Origin of the sequence: Cellulomonas persica (assembly GCF_007989825.1) — a bacterium.
In the GTDB taxonomy this organism is placed as follows: domain Bacteria; phylum Actinomycetota; class Actinomycetes; order Actinomycetales; family Cellulomonadaceae; genus Cellulomonas; species Cellulomonas persica.
On the sequence record NZ_BJUA01000007.1, the window covers coordinates 170,158 to 184,289 of the forward strand.

The window sequence follows — 14,132 nt, forward strand, 5'->3', positions numbered from 1 at the left end:
GGTCGCCGGACTTGCCGAGGACGACGAGGTCAGGGGGCCGTTGCGTGACGTGGATGCCGCGCCTGCTCGCGCACCGCACGCGCGCCCATAGCACGCTGCTGCTCGCGGTCGTCGCGGTGACGGTCGTCGCCGCGACCCTGCTCGGGACCTTCGCGCTCCTGCTGTCCGTCGGCGGGGACCGCGCGCCCCAGGTCGCCCTCGACCGCGCGGGGGCGCAGGCGACGACGATCGACGTGCGCAGCACGGTCGGCAACAACGACCACGAGAAGGTCGCCGCCGCGATGGAGGCGGGGCTCGCCGAGCTGCTGGGTCCCGTGGACGCCGAGGTCCGCACGTGGACCTCCTCCCCGTGGCTCCTCGTGGACCGGGGCCCCGGTCTGCCCAAGCCGCTGGTCTACCTCGCGGACTACCCGATCGTCCCGGAGCTCACGGCCCTGGAGTCCGGCCAGTGGCCGACGACGGCGTGGGACGGCGAGGGCGTGCCCGTGGCGGTCCCGGTCGCCGCCGCCGAGGAGTACGGCTGGGAGCTCGGGGACGTGCTGCGCACCGAGGGCACCGACGTCGCCAGTGAGATCCCGGTGCGCGTCGTGGCCACCTACCGCGCCGAGCCGCCCCGCGGGCAGTGGTCCCGTGACCTGCTCGAGGGTCGCGTCCACCTCTCCGACTACCCAGTGCCCGGCTCGTTCGGGGGCAGCGTCGCCGAGGCCTGGGGTCCCCTCGTGGTCGCCCCGGGCACGGGTGCCGTCATCCCGGGCACCCTGCGGCTCGAGGCGTGGCCCGACCTCGACTCGGCGACGCCCGCCGAGCTCGACGGGCTCCGCGAGCGGCTCAGCACCGCGCAGACCGACCTGTACGCGGCCGTCCCCGCGGCGACCACCGACGTGCTGACGTCCCTCGACCGCACGCTCGACTCGATCGCAGCGAGCCTCGCCGTGACGCGCGTCGGCGTCGTCGTCGTCGGGCTCATGCTGCTCGTCGTCGCCGTCACCGTGCTGCTGCTCGCCGCACGGCTGCTCGCCGAGCGCCGCGCAGCCGAGCAGACCCTGCTGACCTCGCGCGGCGCGTCGCACCCCCAGCTCGTCGGCCTCGCGGCGCTCGAGGCACTGGGGGTCGCGGCTCTCGCCACGCTCGCCGCGCCGTGGCTCGCCGGCCTCGTCTACCGCGGGGTCACGCGCGTCCCGGTGCTGCACGACGCGGGACTGGCCGTCGACCCCGGGGCACCTGCGCTGCTGTGGCTGACCTGCGCGGTCGCGTCCCTGCTGCTCGCGGGCGTGCTGCTCGCGCCGTCGCTGCGTCGTCGTGTCTCGGCCGTGGACTCCGAGCAGCAGGAGGTCCGCCAGGACCGCAAGCAGGCGCTCGCCCGCTCGGGCGTCGACCTCGCGGTCGTGGTCGTCGCCGGGGTCGCGCTGTGGCAGCTCCTCCGGCACGGCTCGCCCGTGCTCGACGGCTCGGGCGGGTTCGACCCGCTGCTGGTGGCCGCGCCCGCGCTCGTGCTCCTCGCGGGCGGCGTCCTGGCGGGACGTGTGCTGCCGCTCGTCGCGGGCGTGGGCGAGGTCGTGGCCCGGCGCAGCCGTGCGCTCGTCGCACCCCTGACGGCCTGGGAGATCAGTCGCCGGCCGCGTCGCGCGGCGGGCGCCGTGCTGCTCGTGACCCTGGCGGTCGCGGTCGGTACGTTCGCGCAGGGCTGGCACGACACCTGGCGCACGTCGCAGCGCGAGCAGGCGGAGCTCGAGGTCGGCACCGACCTGCGCGTCACCGACCTGGACGGCTCGGTGCTGGACCAGTCCGCGCGCGTCGCGGCCGTCGACGGCCTGTCCGTCGTCTCCCCGGTGGGGATGCGGCAGGTGCAGGCCGGCGTCGCGACCGGGCCTGCCCCGTCGGTCTCCGGGATCACGACGACGATGCTCGCGGTCGACACCCGGCACGCGGGCGATCTCCTGCGGGGCCGGCTCGACGGCGGCTGGTCCGCGGCGACGGCGGGCCTGGCGCCCGCGTCCCCCGTCACGGGGGTGCCCGTGCCCGCCGGGACGAGCGAGCTGGGGCTGACGCTGACCGCACGCGTCACGGCCGACCTCGGCCCCGGCGTGAGCGCGCTGACCAGCGCCTCCCTCGTCGTGCAGGACGCGCGCGGCGCACGCGTGAGCCTCGACCTGCCTCCGGTGCCGACGCCGCTGGGCGATGCGCCCGACGAGCCGACCGAGCTCACGGTGCCGCTGCCCGAGGGCCTGGGCGCGGTGCAGGTCATCGGGGTGAGCCTGCGGCTCACGATCCCCGGGGACCTCTGGGGCATGCTCGACGCCCAGGTCTGGGACCTGCCCTGGGAGGCCGCGCTGGGCGACGTGCGTGCCCTCGACGCGGACGGCGAGCCGACCCCGCTCGACCTGGGGCGTGGCCAGTGGCGCACCTCCGGCGGGGTCCCGCTGTACGACCCCTGGATCAGGCTCGGCTCGACGTGGGTCGACGACGACGGCCTGCACGTCACCGGCACGCCGAACCTGGGCATCGTCGCGGACAACCAGGCCGCGCTGTTCACGACGTCGTTCGACCGGGAGCCGATCGTGCACGCGCTGGTCACGCCCGATCTCCTCGCGCAGCTGAGCGCGACCGAGGACGACGTGCTCGCGATCGACGTCGACGGGACGGTGGTCCAGCTGCGCATCGACGGGCAGGTGCCGTACCTGCCCGGGCTCCCGCGCGGCGCAGCCCTGCTCGTCGACCGCGACTCCCTCCTGCGCGCGACGCTCGTCACGGGTTCACGCGCCACGCTCACCGACGAGTGGTGGGCCCTCGTGGACGACGACGACGCGCGCGACGCCGCCGCGGCGGTGCAGGCCGCGGGTGTCGGGCGGACCACGACGCGCGTCGAGGCGGCGGCGCAGGCGACCGACGGTCCGCTGCACGTCGCGATCCCCGCCGCGCTGTGGATCGTGACGCTGTCCGCGGTCGCGCTGGCCGTCGCGGGGATCGCGCTCAGCGCGACGGTCGCGGTCCGCACGCGCAGGCTCGAGCTCGCCCGGCTGCAGGCGCTCGGCGCGTCGCAGGGGTCGCTCGCACGCTCGATCGTCGGCGAGTACCTGCTGCTGGGCGTCATCGGCACCGCCGCCGGGATCGGCGTCGGTGCCCTGCTCGCGTGGGTCGTCGGGCCGCTCGTCACGGTGTCGCCGCGCGGGCTCGCGCCCGTGCCGGCCGTCGTCGTGCAGTGGCCGTGGCCCGTGCTGGGCTCGGTCGTCGGGGCGCTCGCGCTCGGCGCGATGCTCGCGGTCGTCGTGACGACGCGCGCCCTGCTGCGCCGCGCGTCCGGCGCGCTCCTGCGACTGGGGGACGAGGGATGAGCCTGACGACGAGGGTGCGCACGACCGTCGCGGCCGGGCCGCTGGTCGCGCGGCGCCGCGCCGCGACCGATGCCGGGCTGCTGGTCCTGTCCGGCGTGCTCGCGGCCGCGCTCGTGCTCGTCGCGCTGCTCGCACCGCGCCTGGTCATGGCCGTGGCGGACAGCGGGGCGCGCTCCGCCGTCGAGCGCGGCCGGCCGAGCACCGACGTGATCGCGCGCACGAACCCGCCGACGGCGGTCGTGCTGGGCGCCCGGCCCTCGGGCTCGGCCGACGACCTGCGCCGCGACGCCGCGACGATCGCCGACGGCATGCCCGCCGAGCTGCGCTCCGACCTCACCGACCCGACGACGACGACCGTGGTCGCCGCGTGGAACGCGCAGGTCCCCGCGGGCGTCGCGAGCGGGCGGCTCGGCCACGTGCTCACGGCCGACGGGTCGGACCCGGTGCGCTGGGTCGCCGGGCGCGAGCCCGCCGGGCTCCCCGAGGTCGTACAGGCCGAGGGGCAGTCGGTCGCAGACCTGGAGCGGTACGTCGAGGTGGGGGTCAGCGTCACGGCCGCCGAGGCGCTCGGGCTCGAGCCGGGCGACGAGGTCGTGGTGCAGGGCACTCTCGTCTCGCGGCTCACCGCGCGCGTCGTCGGGACCTACGAGGCCGTCGACCCCGACGACCCGATGTGGACCGGGCTGCAGGACTTCGTCGAGGCCCGACCCGCGCCCGCCGGGACGGGCTCGGTCGCCGCCGCAGGCTTCCTCGTGTCCGACGACGCGCTGCCCGACCTGCTCGTGGCGTTCGCCGCGACGGGCGTGACCACCGACGTCCGGTTCCTCACGCTGCCCGACCGGCTCACCGCCGAACGTGCCGCGACGATCGCCGCACGGGTCGCCGAGCTGCGCGCGGACCCGCTCCCGCTGCAGCTCATGGATGCGCGCGTGCCGCTCCTCGAGACGCGGCTCGACCAGACGCTCCTCACCTACCGCGAGCGCCTGTCGGGCGCGACGGCGCAGGCGAGCGTGCTGCTCGCAGGCATCGTCGCCGTCGGCGGGCTGACCCTGCTGCTCGCGGCCCGGCTCCTCGTCGAGCGCCGCGCGTCGCTGTACACGCTCGAGCGTGCGCGCGGCGCGTCGGTCGCGTCCGTCGGCTGGCGCGCGCTGCTGGAGTCCGTGCCGCTGACCACGCTGGCGTGCGCGGTCGCGGTCGGCCTGCTGGCCGTGCTCGTGCCGCGGGCGGACGGCGCGTGGTGGCCGGGTGCCGTCGTCGCCGCCGTCGGGGTGCTCGCACCCGCGGTGCTCGCCGGGTCGCTCGTGCGGCGCTCGTGGACCGGGCGGCGCGTCCCGGCCAACCGCGCGGACCGGGACCGGCTCGCCTCGCGACGCCGCGCGCGCCGGCTCGTCGGCGAGCTCACGCTCCTCGTCGTCGCGGGTGGGGCGCTCGCCTCGGTCCGGGCGCGTGGGCTCCTCGCGAGCAGCACGGGTGGCGTGGACTGGCTGCTGGCAGCGACGCCCGTGCTGCTCGCGGGCGCCTCGACCGTGCTCGTCGCGCGCGTGCTCCCGCCCGTGCTGCGCGCGTCGCGCCGGGCGGCGTCGCGCGGTCCCGCGCTCGCGGGGCTCGTGGCGACCGCGCGCGCGGAGCGCGCGAGCCGGACCGCGATCCCGCTCCTGACCGTCACCGTCGCGGTCGCGCTCGTCGTGTTCAGCGGCCTGACGGTCGCCACCGTCGACCGCGGTCAGCAGCGCGCGGCCGATCTCGTCGTCGGCGGGGACGTCCGGATCGACGGACCCGTCGACGACGCCGCGATCGACGCGCTCCGCCAGGCGCCCGGGGTCACGAGCGTCGTCGGCACCCGCGTGTGGCTGAGCCGCTCGTTCGGTGTGAGCTCGGGTGTGGACGCGACGCTCATCGCGGTCGACGCCGGTGCGCTGGCCGAGCAGCGCGACCGCGAGGGCGCACCCCAGCCCGAGCTCACCTCACTCGTGGACGCCGGCGGGGACCGGGTCCCGGCGCTCGTCTCGCCCGAGCTCGAGCGGGTCGCGGAGCAGTACGACCCGCAGGTCTGGACCACCGACACCTTCGTGCCGGTCGACGTGCGCGGCACCACCGCCATGCGCGATGAGGACGGCCGCCCGGTCGTCGTGGTCGACCGGCAGGCGCTCGCCGCCGCGCTCGGCGCCGAGGTCCCCGCGCTGCGCACGCAGCTCGTCGGCCCGGGGGCGAGCGCAGCCGTGGACGAGCTCGGGGTCTCGACGAGTCCGGGGGTCACCACGCTGGGGCGCGCCGAGTGGCTCGAGGAGTGGACGACGTCGCCGTTGACCTCGGGGCTGCGCACGCTCATGGCCGTCTCGCAGGTCGCGCTCGCCGGGCTCGCGGTGGTGGCGCTCGTCCTGACCGTCGTCGCCACCGCGCGCGACCGCAGCCGCACGCTGCACGTGCTGCGCACGCTCGGGCTCGACGCCGGCACCGCCCGGCGCCTGTCGGCGGGCGAGGTCCTGCCGCTGCTGGTCGCGGGGCTCGTCGCCGGGTCCGCGATCGGCTTCGTCGTCCCGTGGCTGCTCACGAGCGCGCTCGGCCTGTCCGCGCTCACCGGCGAGCCGGACGGCACCCGGCTCGCGATCGCGTGGCAGCCCGTCGCGATCGCGGCGGGCGCCCTGCTGGTCGGGCTGGCGGTCGCTGTCGAGGTCGAGGCACGCGTGCGACGGGACGACGACCTGGCGGTCGGGATCCGGGAGGCGGAACGATGACGACGAAGGAGGCCCGATGACCACGACGCTCGACCGGCTCACCGAGAAGGCCGGCGCGCCCGCGTTCGGGCAGGACGCACTGATCGTGTGCGACTCGCTCGTGCGCATCTACCAGGCCGACGGCATCGAGGTGCAGGCACTGCAGGGCCTGGACCTGCTCGTCGACGAAGGCGAGCTCGTCGCGATCGTCGGCGCGTCCGGCTCCGGCAAGTCGACGCTGCTCGCCGTGCTGTCGGGGCTCGACGTCCCGACCGCGGGGCGGGTCCGCGTCGGGCCGTGGGACCTCATGGCGATGACGCCCGCGCAGCGCGTGGCGTACCGGCGCGAGATGGTCGGGTTCGTCTGGCAGCAGACGGCCCGCAACCTCGTGCCGTACCTGACCGCCACCGAGAACGTCGCGCTCCCCCTCGCCCTGGCCGGCACCGCGCGCCGCGAGCGCACCGCACGCGCCACGCAGCTGCTGGACCTGCTCGGCGTCGGGTACTGCGCGGATCGCCGCCCCGGCCAGCTCTCGGGCGGTGAGCAGCAGCGCGTCGCGATCGGCGTCGCGCTCGCGAACTCGCCGCGCGTCGTGTTCGCCGACGAGCCCACGGGCGAGCTCGACACCGCGACGTCGCACGAGGTCCTCGAGTGCCTGCGGCTCGTGAACCGCGAGCTCGGCACGACGGTCGTCGTGGTGACGCACGACCCGGGCGTGAGCGAGCACGTGCAGCGCACGGTCGCGATCCGCGACGGACGCACGTCGTCGGAGGTCGTGCGGCGCACCCAGACGCGCGACGACGGCACCGAGCACGTCGTGGCCGAGGAGTTCGCGATGCTCGACCGCGCCGGCCGCGTCCAGCTGCCGCAGGAGTACCGCGAGGCGCTCGAGCTCAGCGGACGCGTGCGGCTCGCGCTCGAGGAGTCGCACGTCTCGGTGTGGCCGGACCGGCCGCGCATCCAGCCCCGGACGGCGTCCGACGAGGCCGTGCCCGAGTCGACCGGTTCGAGCAGGCAGGAGGGGACGCGATGACCGTCCAGAGCGCACGCCACCGCGCGGCCGACCCCGTGACCGAGTCGATGGTGCTCGTCGAGCACGTGTCACGCACGTACGGGAGCGGCGACGCGGCCGTGCACGCGGTGCGCGACGTGTCGCTGAGCATCGCCCCGGGCGAGCTCGTCGTGCTCGTCGGGCGCTCGGGCTCGGGCAAGACGACACTGCTCAACGTCGTCGGCGGTCTCGACAAGCCCGACGAGGGTCGCGTGGTCGTCGACGGTCGCGAGGTCTCGAGCCTCGACGAGCGGGGTCTGGTGGCGCTGCGCCGGGACGTCGTGTCGTTCGTGTTCCAGACGTTCGGGCTCGTGCCGGTCCTCTCGGCAGCCGAGAACGTCGGCGTGCCGCTGCGCCTGCGCAAGGTGCCGCCGCGAGCGCGCGACGAGCGCGTCGCGCTCCTGCTCGACCTCGTCGGGCTCACGGACCACGCGGACCAGCGCCCGGGCGAGCTGTCCGGCGGGCAGCAGCAGCGCGTCGCGATCGCGCGTGCGCTCGCCAACTCGCCGCGCCTGCTCGTCGCGGACGAGCCGACCGGTCAGCTCGACTCCGCCACCGGCGTCGCGATCATGGGCCTGCTGCGTGCGGTCGTCGAGCACGAGCGCACCACCGCGCTCGTCGCGACGCACGACCCCGTGATGATGGCGCTCGCCGACCGCGTGGTCCGCCTGCAGGACGGCGTGCTCGTCGAGGAGTGAGGCGCAGCGGCGGCCCGGACGCGAGGTCCGGACCGCCGCCCGCTCAGGTGCCCGCTCCGGACGCCACACGCCCGGAGCGGGGTCTCAGACCTCGATGCCCTCGAGCAGCTCGGTCACGAGCGCGGCCACGGGCGAGCGCTCGGACCGCGTGAGCGTGACGTGGGCGAACAGCGGGTGCCCCTTGAGGGCCTCGATCACCGCCGCGATCCCGTCGTGCCGGCCGACGCGCAGGTTGTCGCGCTGCGCGACGTCGTGCGTGAGCACCACGCGCGACGACTGCCCGATCCGGGACAGCACGGTCAGCAGGACGTTGCGCTCGAGGGACTGCGCCTCGTCCACGATGACGAACGCGTCGTGCAGCGACCGCCCGCGGATGTGCGTGAGCGGCAGGACCTCCAGGAGGTCGCGGTCCATGACCTCCTCGACGACCTCGCGCGAGACGACGGCGCCGAGCGTGTCGAACACCGCCTGCGCCCAGGGGTTCATCTTCTCGGCCTCGGACCCGGGCAGGTACCCGAGCTCCTGCCCCCCGACGGCGTACAGCGGCCGGAACACCATGACCTTGCGGTGCTGCCGCCGCTCGAGGACGGCCTCGAGCCCCGCGCAGAGCGCGAGCGCCGACTTGCCCGTCCCCGCGCGGCCGCCGAGCGAGACGATGCCGACTTCCTCGTCGAGCAGCAGGTCGATCGCGATCCGCTGCTCGGCGCTGCGGCCGTGCAGTCCGAACACGTCCTGGTCCCCGCGCACGAGGCGCACGTGCTTGTCCGCGGTGACGCGGCCGAGCGCCGAGCCGCGCGGGCTGTGCAGGACGAGGCCGGTGTGGCACGCCAGGTCCCCCGGGTCGGTCGTCGGCCCGGTGCCGAGCGCGGGTGCCGGGACGACGTCGGCGAGCGGCAGGGACTCGTGCTCCCAGAGCTGGGACATCTGCTGCTCGGACAGGTCGAGGGAGTCCATGCCGGTCCAGCCGGACTCGACCGCGAGCTCGTGCCGGTACTCCTCGGCCCGCAGCCCCACCGCGGACGCCTTGACGCGCATCGGCAGGTCCTTGGAGACGACCGTGACGTCGCACCCGTCGGCGGCAAGGTTCGCAGCGACCGCCAGGATGCGCGTGTCGTTGTCGCCGAGCCGGAAGCCTGCGGGCAGCACCCCCGGGTCGGTGTGGTTGAGCTCGACCCGCAGCGTGCCGCCCTGGTCGCCGAGCGGGATCGGCTGGTCGAGGCGGCCGTGCTGGATGCGCAGGTCGTCGAGCAGGCGCAGCGCCGAGCGCGCGAAGTAGCCGAGCTCGGCGTGGTGCCGCTTGGCCTCGAGCTCGGTGACGACGACGACCGGCAGGACGACGTCGTGCTCCGCGAAGCGGTAGATCGCCCGTGGGTCGGACAGGAGCACGGAGGTGTCCAGGACGTGGGTCCGCCTGCCCTCGTCGACCGGGACCTGCTGATCGGCCTGCGTCCGGGCGACCTTCGTCGTGACGGACCTGGCGTGGGTCGTTCCCTGCCGAGCTGCGCTGCTGACCACGGCGTGCTCCCTCCGGCGCTAGGTGCGCCGCAGAAGGCGTCGCGTGCCGGTGACCCACGCGGGGACCACGTGCCGGCTCGCGGCGACGGGACGGGGGCGGCCGGGCCCTGACGAGCAGGGCCGGGACCGGCCCTCCTCCCGGAGCGGATGCTCCATGGGCTGGCCTTCCCGGGGACGACGGGGCGACGTCCTTGCGGGGACGGTAACCCCGGCGCACGGCGACGCGAATGCGACACGCGCACCGCAACGCGCTGTTCACACGAGCGTGGGCCCGCGTTCGTCGTCAGCGGCCGAGGCGCCGCTCGCGCGCGGCGTACGCGCGCACGGCGCGCAGGAAGTCCACGCGCCGGAAGTCGGGCCAGTACGCCTCGCAGAAGTAGAACTCGGAGTGCGCCGACTGCCACAGCAGGAAGCCCCCGAGCCGCTGCTCGCCCGACGTGCGGATGACGAGGTCGGGGTCGGGCTGACCCTTGGTGTACAGGTGCGCGGCGATGTGCTCGACGTCGAACTGCTCGGCCATCTCGTCGAGGTCCAGGCCCTGCTCGGACGCCTGGCGCAGGTAGGCGCGCACGGCGTCGGCGATCTCGCGCCGGCCGCCGTAGCCGACGGCCACGTTCACGTGCAGCCCGACGACGTCGCGCGTCGCGTCCTCGGCCGCCCGCAGCGCCTGCGCGGTGCTCTCGGGCAGCATCTCGAGCGAGCCCACGGCCTGCAGCCGCCAACGTCGCGTCGCGGCGAGCTCCCGCACGGCGTCCTCGATGATGCCGAGCAGGTCCCCGAGCTCGGCGGCGGGGCGGTTGAGGTTGTCGGTGGACAGCATCCACAGCGTGACCACCTCGACGCCGACGTCCTCGCTCCAGGCGAGCACCTCGCCGATCTTGTCCGCTCCGGCGCGGTGCCCACGCGCGGTGGACTTGCCGATCGACCGCGCCCAGCGGCGGTTGCCGTCGAGGATCACGCCGATGTGGCGCGGCATCCGGTCCGACGGGAGCGAGGCTGCCAGACGACGCTCGTAGAGGCCGTAGAGCGGGTGGGGCAGTCGCACTCGCGCATTCCTCCAAGGCTCCGGGCGGGCTCGTCGTCGGCCCCGGTCCACCGTACTCGTCGCGACGCGACCCGCGGGGCGACTCCTGCTCCCATCACCCCGGTCCTGTGGTCGACAGCGTTACCTACGGTGCCGTAACCTACGGGAACGTAACTTACGACGACGAACGCGAGGCAGCATGACCAGCACTTCGGCCACTGGCGGATCCGGCCAGCGAGGCGCGCTACCGTCGTCGCACGACAGCAACCCGCTGCGGGAGGAGATCGCCATCAGCGTCAGCCGTGCCGTCGAGCAGGTCGCCGCCACCGTCAAGCCCCTGCTGCGAGGCTGGATCCACGCCGGCGTGTCACCCTTCGTGCTCGCGGCGGCGATCGTGCTCGTCGCGCTGTCCCCCACGCCCGCCGCGCGCTGGGCCAACGCGGTCTTCGGCCTGTCCGCGGTCATGCTGTTCGGCACGAGCGCGATCTACCACCGCGGCACCTGGTCACCGCGCGTCGCGGGCGTGCTGCGCCGCCTCGACCACACCAACATCTTCCTCATCATCGCCGGGACGTACACCCCCCTGTCCGTCCTGCTGCTGCCCGCGAGCACCGCGCGCGTCCTGCTGATCATCGTGTGGTCCGGCGCCCTCGTCGGGCTGCTCGCGCGCATCTTCTGGCTCGGCGCACCGCGCTGGGTGTACGTGCCGATCTACCTCGCCCTCGGCTGGGTCGCGGTCGCGTTCCTGCCGCAGTTCTACCGCGCGGGCGGCCCCGCCATCCTCTGGCTCGTGATCGCCGGCGGGCTGCTCTACACCGCGGGGGCGATCATCTACGGCCTCAAGAGGCCGAACCCGAGCCCGCGCTACTTCGGCTTCCACGAGATCTTCCACGCGCTCACGGTCGCCGCGTTCACGTGCCACTACATCGCGGTCTCGATCGCGACGTACGCGCTGCGCTGACCACGGCCGCCGCCGCTCACGGTCGACCGACCGGCCCGCGCAGCGACCCCGTCGCGTGCGCCGTCGGGGACGTCCGTCAGCCGCGCGGGACCACCGCGTAGCGACGGTTCGCGAGCGACGGGTTCGCCTCACGGACGCCGCGCAGCTCCGCCGGGTCCAGGTCGACCGTGCGGATCCCGGGACGCTCGTCGAGCTCGAGCCCCACCACGCCGTCCGGGCCGACGACGAGCGAGCGGCCGACGACGCCCTTGCCCGCCATGCCGACCGCGACCACCGCGGCCGTGTTCTCGATCGCCCGCGCGACCGCGAGCGTGCGCCAGTGCATCGCCTTGAGGTCGCCGTCGGCCCACGCCGCGGGGATGACGAGCACGTCGGCACCCGCGTCCGCGAGACGCCGCGCCGACTCGGGGAACCGCAGGTCGTAGCACGTCAGCACACCGAACCGCACCCCCGCGACGTCGAGCACCAGCGGTGCGGCGTCCGACGGCCCGGGCCGCAGCCGGTCGGACTCGCGTGAGCCGAACGCGTCGTACAGGTGCACCTTGCGGTACAGCCCGACGAGGGCGCCCTCGCCGTCGACCGCGACGACCGCGTTGGTCGCGCGCTCGTCGTGCTCGTCGCCCGGGAGCGTCACACCCGCGAGCGCCGCGACACCCGTGGCCGCCGCGCGCTCGCGCAGCGCCGAGACGAACGGGCCGTCGAGCGGCTGCGCGTGCGCCGCGCCCACGCCGCGCCGGTCGAACGCCGAGGCGTACTCCGGCAGGACGAGCAGGTCCGCGTGCACGCGCTGCGCCTCGTCGAACGCACCCCGCGCCACCACGACGTTCGCCGACGCGTCGTCGGAGACCTCGAGCTGGGCGATCGTGACCCGCACCGCGGGCCGCACGGGCGGCTGGGGGCCTGAGGTCACCGCGCGGGCCCGTCCTCGCGCGGGCCGCGCGCATCGCGCTCGGCAGCGGGCGAGTCGGACGCCGCGTCACCGGTCGCGTCGGCGAGGTCCGCACCCTCGTCGTCGACGGCGAGCTCCTTCGCCCGGCGGTCCACGCGCCGCAGGTGCCGCGTGAGGGACAGGAACAGCCCGGCCGCGGCCAGGGCGAGCGCGAACGTCACGACGAAGCCGATGAACCCCGGCGAACCGCCGGACGTCGACTCGACCGTCGGGCTCGGCGTGGGCGTCGCCGCCAGGACCAGGACGAGCGCGTTCATCGGGCCGCCTCCGCGCCCTGGTCGACGGGCCGGATGCCCGCGAAGAGGTCCGTCTCCGGCAGGGTCACCGGCACGCGCGACTCCGCGAGCTCGAACTCCTCGGTGGGCCAGTGCGCGAGCTCGATCTCGCGCGGCACCGCGAAGAAGAAGCCCTCGGGGTCGATCTGCGTCGCGTGCGCGCGCAGCGCCGCGTCCCGCTGGTCGAAGTAGTCCGAGCACTCGACCCGCGTCGTGACCTCGCGCTCGGGGATCTCCCGCGCCTGGCGCGAGTCGATCCAGTCGCCGAACGGCGAGTCGCCGCCCGCCGCGACGATCGCGTCGTGCACCTCGCGCAGCCGCGCGAGCGAGAAGCCGTGGTTGTAGTAGAGCTTGAGCGGCGTCCAGGGCTCGCCCCGGCCGACGTACCGGTCGGGATCACCGGCGGCGGCGAACGCCTCGGCGGAGACGCGGTGGCACATCACGTGGTCCGGGTGCGGGTAGCCGCCGGTCGGGTCGTACGTCGTCATGACGTGCGGGCGGAACTCGCGCACGAGCTCGACGAGCGGCGCGCTGGCCTCCTCGAGCGGCACGAGCGCGAAGCACCCGTCCGGCAGCGGCGGCAGCGGGTCGCCCTCCGGCAGGCCGGAGTCGACGAAGCCGAGCCAGTGCTGCCGCACCCCGAGCGCGGCCGCGGCGGCGGCCATCTCCCCGCGGCGCACCTCGCGCATGCCCTCGATGCCGCCCGTCACCTCGCCGTACTTCGGGTTGAGCACGTCGCCGCGCTCACCGCCCGTGCACGTGACGACGAGGACCTCGACGCCCTCGGCGGCGTACCGTGCCGTTGTCGCGGCACCCTTGCTCGACTCGTCGTCCGGGTGGGCGTGGACCGCCATCAGGCGAAGCGGCTCGTGTGACGTGTTCTGGGGTCGCCGTGGCGCGGCGGGCTGCTCGGACACGGGACAATGATCGCGCACGACACCGACACGGCACGCCACCCGCCACCCAGCGGACCAGCGGCGCGAGGTCACAGCACAGGAGGAAGCCCCGTGGGGAGCACACCCGCCGCGAGCGCGACGCCGCCCGCCGGCCGGTACGGACCGGACCCGGAGGAGCGCTCGCGCGTCCCGTGGCTCGTCACCGTCGTCCTCACCACGCTCGTCGCCGCCGTCGTCGTCGCGTGGATCGGGATCGGCGCCCTGCGCGACCCGGTGCAGTGGAAGGACATCGGGTTCTCGGTGCGCGGCGCCGACACGATCGACGTGACGTTCGAGGTGACCAAGGACCCCGAGTCGACCGCGACGTGCCGCGTCCGGGCGCTGTCGCAGTCGTACGCCGAGGTCGGCGTCAAGAACGTGCAGATCGGCCCCGGCGCGCGGACCCAGCGCGTGACCGTCGTCGTGCCGACCGCGGAGCTCGCGGTCTCCGGGACCGTCTCCGGGTGCGAGCCGATCGACGAGACCCCCTGAGCCCGGCGCCGACGACCGACGCCCGCACCCGCGCGCGACGGGACGGCGTCGACAGGACCCCTCAGCGTGACCCGGTTGCTATCCTTGTCGTTTCGCACGCCGCCCCCGGCCGAACCCGCGCCGGCTCCCGACGGTCGACGCGACCAGCAGGGAAGGCGACACCCCCGTCCTGACACAGGTGTCCGG

11 protein-coding genes are annotated in these 14,132 nt (G+C 75.3%); 6 read left to right on the forward strand and 5 right to left on the reverse strand.

Annotated elements, in window-relative coordinates:
- Window positions 1-53 precede the first annotated feature (53 nt).
- Genes CPE01_RS08895 through CPE01_RS08910 form a run of 4 tightly spaced genes read left to right on the forward strand, consistent with a single transcriptional unit; the run spans window position 54 to window position 7,795 of the window.
- On the forward strand, window positions 54-3,332 hold the full coding sequence (locus CPE01_RS08895; protein WP_246783841.1) for an ABC transporter permease: 3,279 nt from the start codon (window positions 54-56) through the stop codon (window positions 3,330-3,332).
- Complete coding sequence (locus CPE01_RS08900; RefSeq protein ID WP_146806287.1) at window positions 3,329-6,067, forward strand: FtsX-like permease family protein; 2,739 nt, start codon at window positions 3,329-3,331, stop codon at window positions 6,065-6,067. The genes CPE01_RS08895 and CPE01_RS08900 overlap by 4 nt, the downstream gene beginning before the upstream one ends.
- A 16-nt stretch (window positions 6,068-6,083) precedes the next feature.
- Window positions 6,084-7,079, forward strand: a complete 996-nt coding sequence (locus CPE01_RS08905) for an ABC transporter ATP-binding protein (protein ID WP_146806288.1) — start codon at window positions 6,084-6,086, stop codon at window positions 7,077-7,079.
- Window positions 7,076-7,795 carry an ABC transporter ATP-binding protein gene (locus tag CPE01_RS08910; RefSeq protein WP_146806289.1) on the forward strand — a complete coding sequence of 240 codons (720 nt, stop codon included), beginning with the start codon at window positions 7,076-7,078 and terminating at the stop codon, window positions 7,793-7,795. Before CPE01_RS08905 ends, CPE01_RS08910 begins: the two co-directional genes overlap by 4 nt.
- Window positions 7,796-7,879: 84 nt before the next feature.
- On the opposite strand, the gene phoH2 is transcribed toward CPE01_RS08910, so the two are convergent.
- Together phoH2 and CPE01_RS08920 are read right to left on the reverse strand one after the other, a co-directional pair.
- Window positions 7,880-9,193, reverse strand: a complete 1,314-nt coding sequence (gene phoH2, locus CPE01_RS08915) for an RNA 5'-3' helicase PhoH2 (protein WP_186811480.1) — start codon at window positions 9,191-9,193, stop codon at window positions 7,880-7,882.
- 400 nt (window positions 9,194-9,593) lie between these two features.
- Window positions 9,594-10,355: an isoprenyl transferase gene (locus tag CPE01_RS08920; protein ID WP_146806291.1), complete on the reverse strand. Its 762-nt coding sequence runs from the start codon at window positions 10,353-10,355 to the stop codon at window positions 9,594-9,596.
- Window positions 10,356-10,533: 178 nt separating this feature from the next.
- Here CPE01_RS08920 and trhA point away from each other — a divergent pair, with 178 nt between their 5' ends.
- Window positions 10,534-11,295: a PAQR family membrane homeostasis protein TrhA gene (gene trhA / locus CPE01_RS08925; RefSeq protein ID WP_146806292.1), complete on the forward strand. Its 762-nt coding sequence runs from the start codon at window positions 10,534-10,536 to the stop codon at window positions 11,293-11,295.
- 76 nt (window positions 11,296-11,371) lie between these two features.
- Here the strand turns inward: trhA and CPE01_RS08930 are convergent, their stop codons facing one another.
- The 3 genes from CPE01_RS08930 to mca are packed head-to-tail and all read right to left on the reverse strand — an operon-like array spanning window position 11,372 to window position 13,373.
- Entirely contained in the window at window positions 11,372-12,205 is an 834-nt protein-coding gene (locus tag CPE01_RS08930) for a carbon-nitrogen hydrolase family protein (protein ID WP_146806293.1), read from the reverse strand.
- The gene (locus CPE01_RS08935; RefSeq protein ID WP_146806294.1) at window positions 12,202-12,501 is read right to left on the reverse strand and encodes a hypothetical protein; all 300 of its coding nucleotides are present in this window, start codon (window positions 12,499-12,501) and stop codon (window positions 12,202-12,204) included. Before CPE01_RS08935 ends, CPE01_RS08930 begins: the two co-directional genes overlap by 4 nt.
- Window positions 12,498-13,373 carry a mycothiol conjugate amidase Mca gene (mca, locus tag CPE01_RS08940; protein WP_146806295.1) on the reverse strand — a complete coding sequence of 292 codons (876 nt, stop codon included), beginning with the start codon at window positions 13,371-13,373 and terminating at the stop codon, window positions 12,498-12,500. The genes CPE01_RS08935 and mca overlap by 4 nt, the downstream gene beginning before the upstream one ends.
- A gap of 153 nt (window positions 13,374-13,526) precedes the next feature.
- Here mca and CPE01_RS08945 point away from each other — a divergent pair, with 153 nt between their 5' ends.
- A complete protein-coding gene (locus CPE01_RS08945) occupies window positions 13,527-13,946 on the forward strand; it encodes a DUF4307 domain-containing protein (RefSeq protein ID WP_246783829.1) in 420 nt (139 codons plus the stop codon).
- Window positions 13,947-14,132 lie beyond the last annotated feature (186 nt).